This window comes from Streptomyces sp. NPDC047072 (assembly GCF_040643855.1).
GTDB lineage: Bacteria > Actinomycetota > Actinomycetes > Streptomycetales > Streptomycetaceae > Streptomyces.
The window spans coordinates 1-17,250 of sequence record NZ_JBEYVC010000218.1 but is presented as its reverse complement, the minus strand read 5'-3'; the positions used below and the strand labels follow the sequence as shown (position 1 = coordinate 17,250).

At 70.7% G+C, this 17,250-nt stretch carries 13 protein-coding genes and 3 pseudogenes; 11 read left to right on the top strand and 5 right to left on the bottom strand.

What is annotated here, in order from left to right:
* The 10 genes and pseudogenes from ABZ896_RS47290 to ABZ896_RS47245 form a co-directional block, all read left to right on the top strand.
* Nucleotides 1-168: pseudogene (locus ABZ896_RS47290) on the top strand (sugar phosphate isomerase/epimerase); the annotation flags it as partial.
* Nucleotides 169-199: 31 nt separating this feature from the next.
* Nucleotides 200-2,788, top strand: coding sequence for a PQQ-dependent sugar dehydrogenase (locus ABZ896_RS47285; RefSeq protein ID WP_360943726.1), 2,589 nt, complete (start codon nt 200-202; stop codon nt 2,786-2,788).
* 14 nt (nt 2,789-2,802) lie between these two features.
* Nucleotides 2,803-4,164 carry a ThuA domain-containing protein gene (locus ABZ896_RS47280; RefSeq protein WP_360943723.1) on the top strand — a complete coding sequence of 454 codons (1,362 nt, stop codon included), beginning with the start codon at nt 2,803-2,805 and terminating at the stop codon, nt 4,162-4,164.
* A 114-nt stretch (nt 4,165-4,278) separates the two neighbouring features.
* Nucleotides 4,279-4,620 (top strand): hypothetical protein, encoded by a 342-nt coding sequence (locus ABZ896_RS47275; RefSeq protein ID WP_360943720.1) that lies wholly within the window; start codon nt 4,279-4,281, stop codon nt 4,618-4,620.
* The gene (locus tag ABZ896_RS47270) at nt 4,617-5,501 is read left to right on the top strand and encodes a sugar phosphate isomerase/epimerase family protein (RefSeq protein ID WP_360943717.1); all 885 of its coding nucleotides are present in this window, start codon (nt 4,617-4,619) and stop codon (nt 5,499-5,501) included. Before ABZ896_RS47275 ends, ABZ896_RS47270 begins: the two co-directional genes overlap by 4 nt.
* A complete protein-coding gene (locus ABZ896_RS47265; protein ID WP_360943714.1) occupies nt 5,498-6,223 on the top strand; it encodes an EboA domain-containing protein in 726 nt (241 codons plus the stop codon). The genes ABZ896_RS47270 and ABZ896_RS47265 overlap by 4 nt, the downstream gene beginning before the upstream one ends.
* A complete protein-coding gene (locus ABZ896_RS47260; RefSeq protein ID WP_360943711.1) occupies nt 6,223-7,083 on the top strand; it encodes a TatD family hydrolase in 861 nt (286 codons plus the stop codon). Before ABZ896_RS47265 ends, ABZ896_RS47260 begins: the two co-directional genes overlap by 1 nt.
* Before the next feature lie 3 nt (nt 7,084-7,086).
* On the top strand, nt 7,087-8,256 hold the full coding sequence (gene eboE, locus ABZ896_RS47255; RefSeq protein ID WP_360943708.1) for a metabolite traffic protein EboE: 1,170 nt from the start codon (nt 7,087-7,089) through the stop codon (nt 8,254-8,256).
* On the top strand, nt 8,253-9,899 hold the full coding sequence (locus tag ABZ896_RS47250; protein WP_360943705.1) for an alkaline phosphatase family protein: 1,647 nt from the start codon (nt 8,253-8,255) through the stop codon (nt 9,897-9,899). The genes eboE and ABZ896_RS47250 overlap by 4 nt, the downstream gene beginning before the upstream one ends.
* A 60-nt stretch (nt 9,900-9,959) precedes the next feature.
* The gene (locus ABZ896_RS47245; RefSeq protein WP_360943702.1) at nt 9,960-11,036 is read left to right on the top strand and encodes a sugar phosphate isomerase/epimerase; all 1,077 of its coding nucleotides are present in this window, start codon (nt 9,960-9,962) and stop codon (nt 11,034-11,036) included.
* A 315-nt stretch (nt 11,037-11,351) separates the two neighbouring features.
* On the opposite strand, the pseudogene ABZ896_RS47240 reads toward ABZ896_RS47245, so the two are convergent.
* Together ABZ896_RS47240 and ABZ896_RS47235 are read right to left on the bottom strand one after the other, a co-directional pair.
* Nucleotides 11,352-12,083: pseudogene (locus ABZ896_RS47240) on the bottom strand (molybdopterin dinucleotide binding domain-containing protein); the annotation flags it as partial.
* A 47-nt stretch (nt 12,084-12,130) separates the two neighbouring features.
* On the bottom strand, nt 12,131-13,102 hold the full coding sequence (locus ABZ896_RS47235; protein ID WP_360943699.1) for a 2-dehydropantoate 2-reductase: 972 nt from the start codon (nt 13,100-13,102) through the stop codon (nt 12,131-12,133).
* A gap of 240 nt (nt 13,103-13,342) precedes the next feature.
* On the opposite strand from ABZ896_RS47235, the gene ABZ896_RS47230 reads away from it, so the two are divergent.
* On the top strand, nt 13,343-14,020 hold the full coding sequence (locus ABZ896_RS47230; protein WP_360943696.1) for a GntR family transcriptional regulator: 678 nt from the start codon (nt 13,343-13,345) through the stop codon (nt 14,018-14,020).
* Nucleotides 14,021-14,124: 104 nt separating this feature from the next.
* Here ABZ896_RS47230 and ABZ896_RS47225 read toward each other — a convergent pair whose 3' ends face one another.
* From ABZ896_RS47225 to ABZ896_RS47215, 3 genes and pseudogenes are all read right to left on the bottom strand, one after another.
* Nucleotides 14,125-15,540: an OFA family MFS transporter gene (locus ABZ896_RS47225; RefSeq protein ID WP_360943693.1), complete on the bottom strand. Its 1,416-nt coding sequence runs from the start codon at nt 15,538-15,540 to the stop codon at nt 14,125-14,127.
* A gap of 1 nt (nt 15,541) precedes the next feature.
* A complete protein-coding gene (locus tag ABZ896_RS47220) occupies nt 15,542-16,933 on the bottom strand; it encodes an OFA family MFS transporter (protein WP_360943690.1) in 1,392 nt (463 codons plus the stop codon).
* A gap of 174 nt (nt 16,934-17,107) precedes the next feature.
* Nucleotides 17,108-17,250, bottom strand: a pseudogene (locus ABZ896_RS47215) (formyl-CoA transferase); the annotation flags it as partial.

Below are 17,250 nucleotides of genomic sequence, written 5' to 3'. Positions count from 1 at the left end.
GACGTCTTTCGGATGCTGCGCTCCATCGACTACCAGGGCCCGATCTCCGTCGAGTGGGAGGACGCCGGCATGGACCGGCTCCAAGGCGCCCCCGAGGCACTGAAGAGCCTGAAGGCGTACGACTTCGAGCCCCCGTCGGCCTCCTTCGACGCCGCCTTCGGTAACTGAGCCCATTCCGGCGCCTTTTGAGCCCTCCGGGATGACGGCGCATCCCGGCGCACCCGCACCCGCCCGTACAACCGGCCCCATTCTGGAGGCATTCGTGCACGGGAAACCCCGTAACGCCCTCACCACCAGATCCGAGCCCCACAGAGGACGCCTCACCGTCCGCAAGACCCTCGCCCTGTTCAGCGGCGCACTGCTGGCGGGCGCGACGCTCACCCTCACCGCTCCCCAGGCCGGCGCAGCCGTCGCCGCCCAGGGAGCCGCCGACCCGGGAGCCGCTGCTCCGGCCGTCGCCGAGGACTTCCAGCAGATCACCCTCGCCAAGGGCGAACCGGAGGTCGGCGAGCCCATGTCGCTCGCCGTCCTCCCGGACCGCTCGGTCCTGCATACCTCGCGCGACGGCGAACTCCGCCTGACCGACGCGGCGGGCACCACGAGACTCGCGGGCAAGCTCGACGTCTACTCCCACGACGAAGAGGGCCTCCAAGGCGTGGGCGTGGACCCGGGGTTCGCCTCGAACCGCTTCATCTACCTGTACTACGCACCCCCGTTGAACACCCCGGCGGGCGATGCCCCCGAGACCGGCACCGCGGCCGACTTCGCGCCCTTCGACGGCGTCAACCGGCTCTCCCGGTTCGTCCTGAACACCGACGGCACCCTCGACGCGGCCAGCGAGACGAAGGTCATCGACATCCCGGCGACCCGAGGCATCTGCTGCCACGTCGGCGGCGACATCGACTTCGACGCGGCCGGCAACCTCTACCTGTCGACGGGCGACGACTCCAACCCCTTCCAGTCCGACGGCTACACCCCCATCGACGAACGGCCCGACCGCAACCCGGCGTTCGACGCCCAGCGCACCGCCGGCAACACCAACGACCTGCGCGGCAAGATCCTGCGCATCAAGGTCAACGCCGACGGCTCCTACGCCGTCCCCGACGGCAACCTCTTCGCGCCCGGCTCCGAGAAGACCCGGCCCGAGATCTACGCCATGGGCTTCCGCAACCCGTTCCGCTTTAGCGTCGACAAGGCCACCGGGATCCTGTATGTCGGCGACTACGGCCCCGACGCGGGCGCCGCCGACCCGGCCCGCGGACCGGCCGGGCAGGTCGAGTTCGCCCGGGTGACCGCCCCCGGCAACTTCGGATGGCCGTACTGCACGGGCGCCGACGACGCCTACGTCGACTACGACTTCGCGACCGGCACCTCGGGCGCCTCCTTCGACTGCGCCGCCCCGAAGAACACCTCCCCGCACAACACCGGCCTCACCGACCTGCCCCCGGCGCAGGCCGCCTGGGTCCCCTACGACGGCGGCTCCGTACCGGAGTTCGGCACCGGCTCCGAGTCCCCGATGGGCGGCCCGGTCTACCACTACGACCCCGCGCTCGACTCGCCGGTGAAGTTCCCCGAGGCCTACGACGGCGACTTCTTCGCCGGGGAGTTCGGCCGCCGCTGGATCAAACGGATCTCCAGCGACGCCGACGGCACCGTGGAGTCGATCAACGACGTCCCGTGGACCGGCACCCAGGTGATGGACATGGCCTTCGGCCCGGACGGCGCGCTGTACGTCCTCGACTACGGCCTCTCCTGGTTCGGCGGCGACGAGAACTCCGCCCTCTACCGCATCGAGAACGCCACCGGTGGCCACTCGCCGGTCGCCCAGGCCGCCGCGAACCGGACCTCGGGGCAGGCGCCGCTGAAGGTGCAGTTCTCCTCGGAGGGCACCTCCGACCAGGACGGCGACACCCTCACGTACAACTGGGACTTCGGCGACGGCGGCACCTCGACGGCACCGAACCCGACGTACAAGTACAGGAAGAACGGCACCTACACGGCGACCCTGACCGTGAAGGACCCCTCGGGGCGTACCGGCAGCGCGAGCGTGCAGGTGGTCGTCGGCAACACCGCGCCCAAGGTGACCCTTGAACTCCCGCGCGACGGGCAGCTGTTCAGCTTCGGTGACGCGATCCCGTTCAAGGTGCGGGTGAGCGATCCCGAGGACGGCCGCTCCCTCGACTGCGCCAAGGTCAAGGTCACCTTCGTCCTCGGCCACGACAGCCACGGCCACCCCGTCACCTCCGCCAACGGCTGCACCGGCACCCTCCGGACCAGCGCCGACGGCGGCCACGACGAGGACGCCAACATCTTCGGCGTGCTGGACGCCGAGTACACCGACAACGGAGGCGGCGGCCAGGCCCCGCTCACCACCCACGACCAGAGCGTCCTGCAGCCCAGGCACCGGCAGGCCGAGCACTTCGGCACCGGCTCGGGCGTCTCCCTCATCGACAAGTCCGCGGCCCACGGCGGCCGGACGGTCGGCGACATCAACGACGGGGACTGGATCGCCTTCACGCCGTACGTGCTGAGCAACGCCAAGTCCCTTACAGCGCGCATCTCTTCGGGCGGAAGCGGCGGCACGCTGGAGATCCGCGCGGGCTCCTCGACCGGCATTCTGCTCGGCACGGCGGCCGTCCCCGTGACGGGCGGCTGGGAGACCTTCCAGGACGTCACCACCACCCTGTCCCGCGCGCCGAAGGGCACCACGACCCTCTACCTGGTCTTCAAGGGGACCGGCACCGGGGCGCTGTTCGACGTGGACGACTTCACCTTCACCACCGGCTGAGAGGAGAGGCACCCATGCACACAACTGGACGATGGACCACGGCGGTTGCGGGAGCCGCCCTGCTCCTCGGCTGTGTCTCGCAGCCCGCCGCGTCCCACGGCTCCCACGGCTCTGACGACAAGCGGGTGCTGGTCTTCTCCAAGACGGCCGGCTTCCGTCACGACTCGATCCCCGAAGGGATCGCGGCGGTACGGGACTTGGGCGCGAGCGACGGCTTCACGGTCGCCGCGACGGAGGACGCGGCCGCGTTCACTGCGCGCAACCTGCGCCGCTACGACGCCGTCGTCTTCCTCTCCACCACCGGAGACGTCCTCGACTCCGGCCAACAACGGGCGTTCGAGGGCTACATCCGCAACGGCGGCGGATACGTCGGCATCCACGCGGCCGCCGACACCGAGTACGACTGGGCGTTCTACGGCGGCCTCGCCGGCGCCTGGTTCCAGTCCCACCCGGCGATCCAGCCGGCCACCGTGGTGAGCGAGGACCGGGCTCACCCGTCCACGTCGTCGCTGTCGCCGGCGTGGAACCGCACGGACGAGTGGTACAACTACCGCTCCAACCCCCGCGAACGGGTCCGCGTCCTGGCCTCCCTCGACGAGTCGTCGTACACCGGCGGCACGATGAACGGCGACCATCCCATCGCCTGGTGCCAGACCTACCAGGGCGGCCGCTCCTTCTACACCGGCCTCGGCCATACGAAGGAGTCGTACACGGATCCTGTATTCCGCAGACATCTGGCAGGCGGGATCCGGTATGCGATCGGCGACGCGCAGGCCGACTGCCGTCCGGAGAACGGCTATCGGCCGCTCTTCGACGGCACGGCCGCCTCCCTGGACGGCTGGCGGCAGGCGGGGCCGGGCGCGTTCACCCTGTCCGCCGACGGCACCCTGACGTCGACCGGCGGCATGGGGATGCTCTGGTACGCCGCATCCGGGTTCTCGTCGTACTCGCTGAAGCTCGACTGGCGGGTCGCCGGGGACGACAACTCCGGTGTGTTCGTGGGCTTCCCGCCCTCGGACGACCCCTGGTCCGCCGTCGACAACGGCTACGAGATCCAGATCGACGCCACCGACGTACCGGAGAAGACGACCGGCTCCGTCTACGGCTTCCGCTCCGCCGACCTCAAGAAGCGGGACCGCGCGCTGAACCCGCCGGGGGAGTGGAACACGTACGAGATCCGTGTGGAGGGCGAACGCCTCCGCGTCTGGCTCAACGGCGTCAAGATCAACGATTTCACCAACACCGATCCGGCCCGGAGCCTCACCGACGGACACATCGGCCTCCAGAACCACGGAGCCGACGACCAGGTGTCCTTCCGTGACGTCCGGATCAGGGAACTGCCCGCGCAGGCCGCGCGGGCCTCGCAGGGCGACTGAACGGCGGCGGGCGGGGGACGCCGGACCCCGCCCGCCGTCTCGGCCCTCTCACGAAGCCCCTTCGCCGGGAGCCCCCGCACGACGCACCCGACTCGCACGACCAGGAGGCTGCTCATGCCCGCGTCCGTCCCACCACCACGCCCCGGCCTCCGGCCGATCGAGGCACGCGGCCCGGCCGCCACCACCGCCGTCGCGGACTACGCCACCATCGCCGTCGCGGATTGCGCCGAAGTCAGCGCGGCCCCCGCCCCGAAGACGGGACTGATCGCCGAGACTCCGCGCCTTCGCTTCGAGCAACCTCCCTGCCCTGCTCGCCGCTTTCGCCTCGGACATCCGTTCCTTCGGACGACGGTCCCGGCTGAGTCCCTGGGGCTCCTGCACGCCGGCCGGGACGGCAGGCCGGCCCGGCCCCTCCCCGTGGCCGCACGGCTCGCGGGAAAGGTGAGCGCCGGATGATCCAGCCCGCCCCCTCTCCCGCCCCTCTCCGCTTCGGCTACGGCACCAACGGGCTCGCCGACCTCCGGCTCGACGACGCGCTCGGACTCCTCGCCGATCTCGGCTACGACGGCCTCGGGCTGACCCTCGACCACATGCACCTGGACCCGCTCGCCCCGGACCTCGCCACTCGCACTCGCCGTCTCGCCCACCGGCTGGACGCGCTCGGCCTGAGTGTGACCGTCGAGACGGGCGCCCGCTATGTCCTCGATCCGCGCCGCAAGCACGGCCCCTCGCTGCTCGACCCCGACCCGGAGGACCGCGCCCGCCGGGTCGACCTGCTGGTCCGGGCCGTCCAGGTCGCCGCCGACCTGGGCGCGCACGCCGTGCACTGCTTCAGCGGCCTCCCACCGGCCCACGAGGACCGGGACACGGCATGGAAACGCCTCGCCGAGACCCTCGCCCCCGTCCTGGACGCCGCCACCGCGGCCGGCATCCCCCTCGCCGTCGAGCCGGAACCCGGTCACCTCCTCGCGACCCTCGCCGACTTCCACCACCTCCGCACCACCCTCGGCGACCCGGCGGCCCTCGGCCTCACCCTCGACCTCGGCCACTGCCAGTGCCTGGAGCCCCTGCCGCCCGCCGACTGCGTCCGCGCCGCCGGCCCCTGGCTGCGCCACGTCCAGATCGAGGACATGCGCCGCGGCGTCCACGAACACCTCCCGCTCGGCGAGGGCGAGATCGACTTCCCGCCGGTCCTCGCCGCCCTGGCGGCCACCGGCTACCGGGGCCTGACCGTCGTCGAACTGCCCCGCCACTCCCACGCGGGCCCCCACTACGCCGAACTCTCCCTCCCGTTCCTCCGTCAGGCAGCGGCGCTCTCACAAGGAAGCACCCCATGACCCACCTCCACGCCCACCAGGCGACCCCCGCAGCGGCACCCACGGGCACCACCCTCGCCCGCACCCCGCTCGACGACCTGTACACCCACCTCACCGCGCGCCTCGGCGGAGCCGCCCGCGCCTGGCTCGACCCGGCCCTCGACGAGGCCACCACCCACCCCGGCAGCCACGGCCCCATCTCCGTGTGGGAACTGCGTCTCGCCGAGGCCGGACGCCGCTGCGGCCCCGAACACGCCGACGCCGCCCGCGTCCTGATCCTGCACGCGGCCCGCCCCGACACCGACGCCCTCACCCGGGTCTACGCGCAGGGCACCGCCGCCGAACGCCGCGCCGTCCTGCACGCCCTGCCCCACCTCGTGCCCGGCCCGGACGCCCTCCCGCTCGTCGAGGACGCCCTGCGCACCAACGACACCCGCCTCCTCGCCGCCGCCGTCGGCCCCTACGCCGCCCGCCACCTCGACGCCCACGCCTGGCGGCACGCCGTCCTGAAGTGCCTGTTCACCGGCGTACCCGTGACCGAGGTGGCCGACCTCGCCCGACGCTCCCGCGCCGACGCCGAACTCGCCCGCATGCTCGGCGACTACGCCGCCGAACGCACCGCCGCCGGCCGCCCCGTCCCCGAGGACCTGTACTCCGTCCTGACCCTGACCGACCCCACGGCCACCCCACCCGCACCGGCCGCCGACCACGGACCGCGCGGAACCGACGGCGAGGAGTCCTGATGCGCATCTTCGACCCCCACATCCACATGACCTCCCGCACCACCGACGACTACCAGGCCATGCACGCCGCCGGGGTCCGCGCCGTGGTCGAGCCCGCCTTCTGGCTCGGCCAGCCCCGCACCTCGCCCGCCTCCTTCCTCGACTACTTCGACGCCCTGCTGGGCTGGGAACCCTTCCGCGCCGCCCAGTACGGCATCGCCCACCACTGCACCCTCGCCCTCAACCCCAAGGAGGCGAACGACCCGCGCTGCACCCCGGTCCTCGACGAACTGCCCCGGTATCTCGTCAAGGACCAGGTCGTCGCCGTCGGTGAGATCGGCTACGACTCCATGACCCCCGCCGAGGACACCGCCCTCGCCACCCAGCTCCAGCTCGCCGCCGACCACGACCTGCCCGCGCTCGTCCACACCCCGCACCGCGACAAGCTCGCCGGCCTGCGCCGCACCCTCGACGTGGTCCGCGAGTCCGCGCTGGCGCCGGAACGGGTCCTCATGGACCACCTCAACGAGACCACCGTCAAGGAGGCCAAGGACAGCGGCTGCTGGCTCGGCTTCTCCGTCTATCCCGACACCAAGATGGACGAGGAACGGATGATCGCGATCCTGCGCACCTACGGGCCCGAGCAGGTCCTGGTGAACTCCGCCGCCGACTGGGGCCGCAGCGATCCCCTGAAGACCCGCAAGGTCGGCGACCTGATGCTGGCCGAGGGCTTCACCGAGGACGACGTCGACCGGGTGCTGTGGCGCAACCCCGTCGCCTTCTACGGACTCAGCGGCCGCCTCGACCTCGACGTCACGACCCCCGACGCCACCCACGAGGGCAACTCCATCCTGCGCGGCGCCCCGAAGACGGAGGCGTGACCCATGCGCTTCCGCCACCCCGACGGCACCACCGTCCACCTCGCCTACTGCACCAACGTCCACCCCGCCGAGACCCTCGACGGCGTCCTCGCCCAGCTGCGTGACCACTGCGAGCCCGTCCGCCGCCGCCTCGGCCGCGACCGCCTCGGCATCGGCCTCTGGCTGGCCCGCGACGCCGCCCACGCCCTGGTCACCGACCCGTCCGCACTGCGCGACCTGCGCACCGAACTCGACCGCCGCGGCCTGGAGGTCGTCACCCTCAACGGCTTCCCCTACGAGGGCTTCGGAGCCGAGGAGGTCAAGTACCGCGTCTACAAGCCGGACTGGGCCGACCCCGAACGCCTCGACCACACCACCTCCCTGGCCCGTCTCCTCGCCGGACTCCTGCCCGACGACGTCGCCGAGGGCAGCATCTCCACCCTTCCGCTCGCGTGGCGCACCGGCTATGACGAGGGCCGCGCCGACAAGTCCCGCACCGCCCTGCTCACCCTCGCCGAACGCCTCGACGCCCTCCAGGAACTGACCGGCCGCTCCATCCGCATCGGCCTGGAACCGGAACCCGGCTGCGTCGTCGAGACCACCGGCGACGCCCTCGCCCCGCTGACCGCGATCGCCCACGACCGCATCGGTATCTGCGTCGACACCTGCCACCTCGCCACCTCCTTCGAAGACCCGCACACCGCCCTCGACGCCCTCACCAGGGCCGGCGTCCCCGTCGTGAAAACCCAGCTCTCGGCCGCCCTGCACGCCGAACACCCCCACCTCCCCGAAGTCCGCACCGCGCTCGCCGCCTTCGACGAACCCCGCTTCCTCCACCAGACCCGCACCTCCACCGCCGCCGGACTGCGCGGCACCGACGACCTCGGCGCGGCCCTTGCGGGCGACACCCTCCCCGACGGCGCCCCCTGGCGCGCCCACTTCCACGTCCCCCTGCACGCGGCCCCCGCCGCACCCCTCACCTCCACCCTCCCGGTCCTCAAAACCGCCCTGACCCGCCTGGTCGGCGGCCCCCACCCCCTCACTCGCCACCTCGAGGTCGAGACCTACACCTGGCAGGCCCTGCCACCCGAACTCCGCCCCCGCGGCCGCACCCAGCTCGCCGACGGAATCGCCGCCGAACTCACCCTCGCCCGCGACCTGTTGACGGACCTCGGCCTCAAGGAGCTGCCATGACCACGGAAGCCTCCGGCGAGAGCGCCGACGGACTCACGGACACCGGCACGAGCGCCGTCGGACCGACAGGCACCGGCACGAGCGCTGCCGGACCGACAGGCACCGGCACGAGCGCTGCCGGACCGACAGGCACCGGCACCAGCGCCACCGGACCGACAGGCACCGGCACCAGCGCCACCGGACCGACAGGCACCGGCACCAGCGCCACCGGACCCACTGGCACCGGCGCCGAAGGCCCGCACCCCCACACCCCCGCGACCGCGGCCGCCCGCCCCACCCCCCTCCTCGTCCTCGACGTCGTAGGCCTCACCCCCCGTCTCCTCGACCACATGCCCCACCTCAAGCGGCTCGCCCGATCCGGCTCCCACGCCCCGCTCGGCACCGTCCTGCCCGCCGTCACCTGCGCCGCCCAGTCCACCTTCCTCACCGGCACCCACCCCAGCGAGCACGGCATCGTCGGCAACGGCTGGTACTTCCGCGAACTCGGCGACGTACTCCTGTGGCGCCAGCACAACGGTCTCGTCGCCGGCGACAAGATCTGGGACGCCGCCCGCCGCGCCCACCCCGGCTACACCGTCGCCAACATCTGCTGGTGGTACGCCATGGGCGCCGACACCGACATCACCGTCACCCCCCGTCCGATCTACTACTCCGACGGCCGCAAGGAACCCGACTGCTACACCCGGCCCCCGGCCCTGCACGACGAACTCACCGAGAAACTCGGCACCTTCCCCCTCTTCCACTTCTGGGGCCCCGGCGCGGACCTCGTCTCCAGCCGGTGGATCATCGACGCCACCCGCCACATCCAGCGCACCCGCCGCCCCGACCTGACGCTCTGCTACCTCCCCCACCTCGACTACGACCTGCAACGCTTCGGCCCCGACGACCCACGCTCCCTGAAAGCGGCCGCCGACCTGGACCGGGCCCTCGCCCCGCTCCTGGACGACGCCCGCGCGGAAGGCCGTACCGTCGTCGCCCTGTCCGAATACGGCATCACCCGCGCCGACCGGCCCGTGGACATCAACCGCGCCCTGCGCCGCGCGGGGCTGTTGGAGGTGCACACGCAGGACGGCATGGAGTACCTCGACACGATGGCCTCCCGCGCCTTCGCGGTCGCCGACCACCAGATCGCCCACGTCTATGTGCGCCGCCCCGAGGACCTCGACGCCACCCGGGCAGCCCTGGCCGATCTCCCCGGCATCGACCAACTCCTCGACGACGAGGGCAAGAAGGCCCACCATCTCGACCATCCGCGCTCCGGCGAACTCGTCGCCGTGGCGGAACCGGACGCCTGGTTCACGTACTACTACTGGCTCGACGACGACCGCGCGCCCGACTTCGCGCGACTGGTCGAGATCCACCGCAAACCCGGCTACGACCCGGTCGAACTCTTCATGGACCCGCTCGACCCCTACGTCAAGGTCAAGGCGGCCACCGCGCTGGCCCGCAAGAAACTCGGCCTGCGCTATCGCATGGCGGTCGTGCCCCTCGACCCGTCACCTATTCGCGGCAGCCACGGCCGCCTGCCACGGAGCGACGACGACGGTCCGCTCCTCATCTGCTCCACCCCCCGTGCCGTCGACGGCCGCATCGCGGCCACCGACGTGAAGTCACTGCTGCTCCGACTGGCCGGTCTTTCCTGACTGGTCACCAGTGAAGCACTCACCACCGACAACGGCCCTCGACCCGGAGGAGTTCCCCGCATGAGCCGCATCTCCCGGACCGACCCCGACCTCACCCACCGCCTCAGCAGACGAGGCATGCTCGGCGTGGCCGCGGGCGCCACCGCCGCCGCACTCGTCGGCGCCGCCGCCACCCCCGCCACAGCGGCACAAGCCACAGCGCCACAGGCCACACCGGCACCGGCCGCCGACGCCGAATCCGCGAGCAGAGGCCGCGGCCGTCCCGTCCTGCCCCCCGGCCGCCTCGGCATCCAGCTCTACAGCCTCCGCGACAAGGTCTCCACGCTCGGCTTCGCCCCCGTCTTCGCCGAGCTGGAGAAGTACGGCTACGACGAGGTCGAGTTCGCCGGATACACCCAGGGCTCGGCCGGCCCCATCACCCTCGCCCAGCTGAAACGGCTGGCCCGCGACCACGGCCTCAACCCGATCGGCAGCCACGTCGGTTACTACGCCGACGACCCGAACGCGTACACCTTCGCGCAGAACCTCACCAAGGTCCTCGACGACGCCCAGGCCCTCGGCCTCAAGCACATCGGCACCGCCTCCGGCCCCTTCCGCTACGGCTCCACCGTCGACGCGTGGAAGCGGGCGGCCGAGGAGTTCAACACCTACGGGGCGGCGGCGAAGGCGCGCGGCATGAAGTTCTACCAGCACAACCACTCCGAGGAGTTCTCCTTCGCCACCGACAACCCCAAGGTCCGCCTCTACGACGTCCTCCTCGCCGAGACCGACCCCGATCTGGTCTTCCTGGAGATGGACATCTTCTGGGCGTACTCGGGCCAATTCCGCTTCTCCAAGCGGCCAGACGGCACCCCCGCGCCCTTCGAGCCGCTCGACTACGTCCTCGAACGGCCCCACCGCTACCCGCTCTTCCACGTCAAGGACGGGGTGAGCGACCCGGCGAACACCTACGGCTACCGCATGACCGACGTGGGCGACGGCGACATCGACTACCAGCGCTTCATCTCGGCCGTGACCCGGCTGCGCGGGGAGCGACTGGCACACCACTGGCAGGCCGAACACGACCAGCCCACCGAGTCGTTCACCTTCGCGCGCCGCTCCAGCGCCTACCTGCACTCGCTGCGGGAGAAGTGCTGAGAGCGCAGGACTGAGGCGGGACCCCGAGGGCGCAGGGGGCGCTCCCCGCCGGTCGGGGTCCCGCCGCTCATGGAGGGGCCGGACAGGAGGTCGGATCGGGTGGCCGCTTCGAAAGGACGGCGCCCCTGTTCCCCGGGAACAGGCCCCCGGCCCGGTCCAAGTCCCGTACGGCCACGCCGAGCCGGTCGGGGAGGCTCGCGTGGCGTCGGGGCTCGACGCGGACCGGGGGAGTGCAGCGGACGGGCCGGCGGGGCGTCGTACCCACCGGCTTGAGGCCCGCCCTGTGTCGCGCCGCCACCCGTCCCATGTCCGGCCTCAGTTCCGCACAGCCACGACGGGCGTCTTCTCGATCCGGATCGCGGCGGCCTCGAACTCCGCGGCTCCCGGGATCGGACAACGAGCCCTGGCGGCCCGCCCGTTGGCCTCCGACGCCTCCGACGGACTCCCGGTCATGAACGCAAGTCCCGGCCGCAGGGCCGGATCCACCCACACCGGCGCCGTCATCGAACCGCGCCGCGTGACGACCCGCACCTCCTCCCCGACCACCACGCCATAGCGCTCGGCGTCCTCAGGACTCAGCTCGACGCACTCCCCACGCCGCACCGAGGATCCCGGACCGCCTTTCTGCAGAAGGGTGTTGTACGAATCGAGGCGGCGCCCCGTGGTGAGCCGGACCGGATACCGCTCGTCCGTCAGATCGACGGGAGGGGCGTGCTCAACGAGATGGAAGGGCGTACGACGCTCCCGGTCGCCGTGACCGCGACCGGTGAGCAGCCACAGGTTCGCCAGCGCGCGGGCGTCCGCGTCCTCGGTGCCGTCGAACGCCCGCAACGGCTCGCCGCGAGCGCAGGCCCGCGCCAACTCCCTGATGGCAGCGGCCGGTACGCCCGTCACCTTCACCGCGAGCGACACGGTCCACGGCTCGACCAGCGCCCTGTACTCGTCGAACCCGGAGGTCGCGCGCTCGACGAACTCCCGGTCGACCAGGCCCGCTTGGATGATCTCCCGGCCGATCGCGTGGGCCATCGGGCCCTCGGTGCCGGTGTTCGGCCGCGGCCGAGCGTCGGCACCGAGGGTCCGGGTGGTCGGCCCGGTCATGCGGCGGACCGGAGGGCGAGGAGGTCGGAGAGGGCGTGGACGGTGCGCAGGGTGGGCACGTCCACTCCGGTGATGTCCGCGAGCTCGATGACGGCCGTGAGCAGGACGTCGAGTTCGAGCGGCTTGCCGCGCTCCAGGTCCTGGAGCGTGGAGGTGCGGTGGTCGCCGACGCGTTCGGCGCCGGCCAGACGGCGTTCGATGGAGATGCCGACCTCGCAGCCGAGCGCCTCGGCGACCGCGAGCGTCTCGGCCATCATCGTCTCGATGACCTTGCGGGTGCCGCCGTGCAGACACATCTGCCGCATGGTGGCGCGGACCAGCGCGCTGATCGGGTTGAACGAGATGTTCCCGAGCAGCTTGAGCCAGATGTCGTTGCGCAGGTTCGCCTCGACCGGAGCCTTGAGACCGCCTTCCCGCATGGCCTCGCTGAACGCGAGACACCGCGCGGAGAGAGCGCGGTCGGGCTCGCCGATGGAGAACCGGGTGCCTTCCAAGTGCCGTACGACACCGGGCGCTTCGAGCTCGGTGGCCGCGTAGACGACACAGCCGATGGCCCGCTCGGGTGCGAGCACCGCACTGACCGCACCGCCCGGGTCGACGCTTTCGAGACGGTGGCCGTCGTGCGGGCCGCCGTGCCGGTGGAAGTACCACCAGGGGATGCCGTTCTGGGCGGCGATCACCGCGGTGGTGTCGTGGAGAAGGGGCTCGATGAGCGGCCCGCACGCCGCGTATGAGTTGGCCTTCAGCCCGAGGAAGACGTAGTCGACCGGGCCTATCTCGGCCGGGTCGTCGGTGGCGTGGACACGGGCGGTGAAGTCACCGCGAGGGCTGAGGACCTGGACGCCCTGGCCGCGCATCGCCGCCAGATGGGGCCCACGGGCGACGAGGTGCACATCCGCGCCGCCGCGGTGCAGGGCCGCACCTACGTAGGCGCCGATCGCTCCGGCGCCGAGAACTGCGACTTTCATGATGAGGAAGCTCCGTTCGGTGAGGGTGACCGAGGAACTGTCGACTTTGTCGACTGAATATTGTCTACAGGATGGAGTGAAGGCTGAGCAAGAGTCGTGACGTCACCAGGGCCCGTGAGCTGCTGGGAAGGGGCCGAACGACCCAAGCCCCGGGCGGTTGTGCGCCGTAGACTGTAGGCGAAAGCCAATTCATCATTGGCTCCCGGTTCGCAGCGACGACGCTGTACAGGAGGGACCGCGATGTTGCCGACCACAGGACTGCCGTACGGAACGGTGCCCAGGCTCGAGCGCCCCGGTCCCCTGCGCGACCGTGTCTACGGGGCGTTGCTCGAACTCATCACCACCCGGGCGCTTCAGCCTGGTCAGCATCTTGTGGAGAGTGAGCTGGCGGGGCATCTGGGGGTGTCGCGGCAGCCGGTGCGTGAGGCGTTGCAGCGGCTGAACACCGAGGGCTGGGTCGATCTACGGCCCGCCCAGGGCGCGTTCGTGCATGAGCCGACGGACGAGGAGGCGGACCAACTCCTTACGGTACGGACCCTGTTGGAGGCGGAGGCCGCCAGACTGGCCGCCGCCAACGCGGGCAGCGCCGGCATCGCCGCCCTGGAGGAGCTGTGCGCCCAGGGCGAGAGCGCGGTCGCCGCGGACGACGTCGACAGCGCGGTCGCCCTGAACGCCCGACTCCACGCCACAGTCATGGAGTTGGCGGGCAACGCCGTCCTCGCCGAACTCGCGGGACAGGTCGACCGCCGGGTGCGCTGGTACTACACGCCGATCGCCCGGCAGCGCGGCCGGCAGTCCTGGATCGAACACCGCGAACTGATCGCCGCGATCGCCGACCGCGACGAACAGCGCGCCACCGCGGTGATGCGCCAACACACCGAGCAGACACGGAAGATGTACCACGAGCGCGAGAAGTAGCCCCTGACGCGGGCCGGTTCGGGCGCCCGACGCAGGCCGGACCAGGCGGTCCCTCCCCGCCCGACGGCGCGGGGGAGGACCGCCTGATGTCCGAACAGCCGTACTCAGGCCGCGGCTTGTGGCTGCGGCGCGGCGGTGCCGCTCCGGGGCCGCCCCGGCTGCCGCAGCAGCAGCGCGATCGCCGCCGCGAGCATCGAGGTGGCGCCGGCCAGGGCGTACGCCCCGTCGTAGCCCCACGCCGCGACGACCATGGAGCCCAGGCCGCCGCCGAACAGGCCGCTGATCAGCTTGCCGCTGTACACCAGCCCGTAGTTGGAGGCGTTGTAGTTCTCCCCGAAGTAGTCCGGGGTGAGCGCCGCGAACAGCGGGTAGAACGCGCCGCCGCCGAACCCGGAGAGGAACGCGAAGAACAGGAACAGCGACTCGCTCTTGACGTCACCCGCCCAGATCACGCCGAACTGCGCGAGCCCCAGCACGACGATCACGAACACCAGAGTCGGCTTGCGGCCCCACTTGTCGGACAGCCAGCCCACCACCCCGCGTCCGACGCCGTTGATGACCGCCATGACCCCCATCGAGGAGGCCGCCACCAGCGGGCCGAAGCCAACCTCCTTCGCATAGTCGACCTGGAACGAGATCCCGAAGATCGACACCCCCGCGGTCATCACGAGCGCGACCCACATGAGGGGAAGCATGCCGGTCCGAACGGCCTCCTTCGGCGTGAACTGCCGTACCGCGGGAGGGTTCTTGGCGAGGGAGTCCGCCCCCTTCTCGCCGGCGCCGTGGGTGAGCGGGTCGATGTCGGCGGGCCACCAGTTCTTCGGTGGGTCCTTGAAGAAGAACGCGCAGCCCACGACCACGATCAGGATGTAGCAACCGATGAGGTCCAGGACACGGTGGTAGTTCGCCGTGTCGAAGCCGTAGTTGAAGATGAAGATGAACGGCAGTGATCCGTACGCGAAGCCGCCGTTGACGAACCCGGTCTTCGCTCCCCGGCGTTCGGGGAACCATTTGCCGACCATGTTGATGCAGGTCGCGTAGACCAGCCCGGCGCCGATGCCTCCGACGACGCCGAACCCCAGGATCGCCAACAGGACGTTGCTCAGATGCGACAGGGCGAGGAACCCGACCAGACACATGCCCGAGCCGATGTACATGGCCTGACGGGCCGTCAGAATTCCCTTCTCCCGCAGCCAGCCCGCCGGGAAGGCGATACCGGCCTGGAAGAAGACCCAGACGCTGAGGATCCAGAAGGTGTTGCTCTGCGTCCAGCCGTGGGCGTGGGACAGGGTGTCCTCGGCCGAGCCGTACGCGTACTCGAAGACGCTGATGGCCATCATGGTGATCCACGGGAGGTACACCATGAGCTTGCGCGAGTGGCCGAGGATGTCCCGGTCGGTCTCGCCGATGCGGTAGACGCGGCCGCCCGCGTCGGTCACTTCGCGGTAGGGACGTTGTGCGGCGGTGGACGGTGCGGTCTTGCCGGTCTCGCTGCGTGCTGCGTACGGATCTGCCGTCATGTCAGGCCATTTCCTCGCCGAGCGGTTGCGGGTTGGGTACGGTCCGACGGCTGGTCTGGGGCCTGCCGGGCGCCTTGAGGAACAGCGCCAGCACCGCGGAGCCCAGGCCGATGCAGCCGGCCAGGACGAACGCGCCCTGGTAGTCCCAGGCGCCGACCACGATCGAGCCGACGCCGGAGCCGACCAGGCCCGAGATGAGCTTCGAGCTGTAGACCATGCCGTAGTTGGAGGCGTTGTTGTTCTCACCGAAGTAGTCCGCGGTCATCGCGGCGAACAGCGGGAAGATCGCGCCGCCGCCGAAGCCGGAGACCATGGAGCAGAAGAGGAAGAACGGCATACTGCCCATCTGGCCCGAGACCAGCACACCGAACTGCGCGGTGCCCAGCACCAGACACACGATGATCAGCGTGTTGCGGCGGCCGAACTTGTCGGAGATCCAGCCGATCACGCCGCGCCCGGTGCCGTTGACAATTGCCTTGAGGGACATCGCCGTTGCCACGATCCCGCCCGCGAAGCCCATGTCCTTGCCGAACGGCACCTGGAAGGCGATACCGAAGATGTTGATGCCGGCCGTGCACAGCAGGCAGAACCACATCATCCACAGCACGGGCGTCCGCGCCGCTTCCCTCGGGGTGTACTGCTTGACCGCCGGCGGGTTCTTCTCCAGCGCCCGCCGGATCTTCGGGTCGTCGGTCATCTTCAGCGGGTCGACGTGCGGCGGCCACCAGTTCTTCGGCGGGTCCTTGAAGAACCAGCCGGCGAACGCCACGACCGCACAGCAGATCAGACCCACCGAGACCAGGACGTTCTTGTAGTTGCTCAGGTCCATGTACGACGTGAACAGGAAGACGAAGGGCACCGAGCCGTAGGCGAAACCGCCGTTGACCATGCCGGTCTTGCCGCCCTTGCGCTCCGGATACCACTTGCCGACCATGTTCACGCAGGTCGCATACACAAGACCGGCACCGATACCACTGCACACACCGAAGCCCAGATAGGCGACGATCACGTTCGGCGCGAACGCCAGCGAGAGGTAGCCGAGGACGGTGCCCAGCGCGCCGAGCATCATCGCGTAGCGGGCCGGAAGCCGTCCGCTCTCCCGGAGTTGACCGGCCGGGAAGGCTACGGCCGCCTGGAAGAACACCCAGACGCCCATGAGCCAGAAGATGTGCCCACTGCTCCACAGATGCGCCTCGTGCAGTGTGTCCTCGGCCGACGTGAACGCGTACTCCGAGGAACTGATGCCCAGCATGCCCATCCACGGGAAGAGCACCATGGTCCATCGTGGCCGCCCCATGATGTTCCGGTCGGTCTCACCGACCCGGAACACGCGGCCGTTGCGGTCCGTCACCTCCCTGTAGGCGGCGGACGACGAGTAGTCGAGTGTTGTCATAGTCTTCAAGCACTCCTTGCGTCGAAAGATCTGGCCAGCGCCCCCTGTCCAAATGCCTTTCGTGCGCGCACGGAACTCCGGGGCCGGTCGACGCGCACCGTCGCCGGACCCCGTGCTCGATCACGTCATGGATCACCGCCCAACGGCCCGGTGATGTGGCCCCGGTTCACCACGTCAGATCACCCCGCCCGACTTGAGCAGCCGCAACTCCTCGTCGCCGAGGCCCAGTTCGCCGATGTAGATGTCTTCGTTGTGCTGGCCGAGCAGGGGTGGGGTGGTGATGGTGGTGGGGGAGTCGGAGAGTTTCAGCGGGTTGC

Bases quoted from the DNA above. Each gene is read 5' to 3' on its own strand.
- ABZ896_RS47285 (WP_360943726.1), top strand. From the start codon at position 200: ATGACGGCGCATCCCGGCGCACCCGCACCCGCCCGTACAACCGGCCCC.
- ABZ896_RS47280 (WP_360943723.1), top strand. From the start codon at position 2,803: ATGCACACAACTGGACGATGGACCACGGCGGTTGCGGGAGCCGCCCTG.
- ABZ896_RS47275 (WP_360943720.1), top strand. From the start codon at position 4,279: ATGCCCGCGTCCGTCCCACCACCACGCCCCGGCCTCCGGCCGATCGAG.
- ABZ896_RS47270 (WP_360943717.1), top strand. From the start codon at position 4,617: ATGATCCAGCCCGCCCCCTCTCCCGCCCCTCTCCGCTTCGGCTACGGC.
- ABZ896_RS47265 (WP_360943714.1), top strand. From the start codon at position 5,498: ATGACCCACCTCCACGCCCACCAGGCGACCCCCGCAGCGGCACCCACG.
- ABZ896_RS47260 (WP_360943711.1), top strand. From the start codon at position 6,223: ATGCGCATCTTCGACCCCCACATCCACATGACCTCCCGCACCACCGAC.
- eboE (WP_360943708.1), top strand. From the start codon at position 7,087: ATGCGCTTCCGCCACCCCGACGGCACCACCGTCCACCTCGCCTACTGC.
- ABZ896_RS47250 (WP_360943705.1), top strand. From the start codon at position 8,253: ATGACCACGGAAGCCTCCGGCGAGAGCGCCGACGGACTCACGGACACC.
- ABZ896_RS47245 (WP_360943702.1), top strand. From the start codon at position 9,960: ATGAGCCGCATCTCCCGGACCGACCCCGACCTCACCCACCGCCTCAGC.
- ABZ896_RS47235 (WP_360943699.1), bottom strand. From the start codon at position 13,102: ATGAAAGTCGCAGTTCTCGGCGCCGGAGCGATCGGCGCCTACGTAGGT.
- ABZ896_RS47230 (WP_360943696.1), top strand. From the start codon at position 13,343: ATGTTGCCGACCACAGGACTGCCGTACGGAACGGTGCCCAGGCTCGAG.
- ABZ896_RS47225 (WP_360943693.1), bottom strand. From the start codon at position 15,540: ATGACGGCAGATCCGTACGCAGCACGCAGCGAGACCGGCAAGACCGCA.
- ABZ896_RS47220 (WP_360943690.1), bottom strand. From the start codon at position 16,933: ATGACAACACTCGACTACTCGTCGTCCGCCGCCTACAGGGAGGTGACG.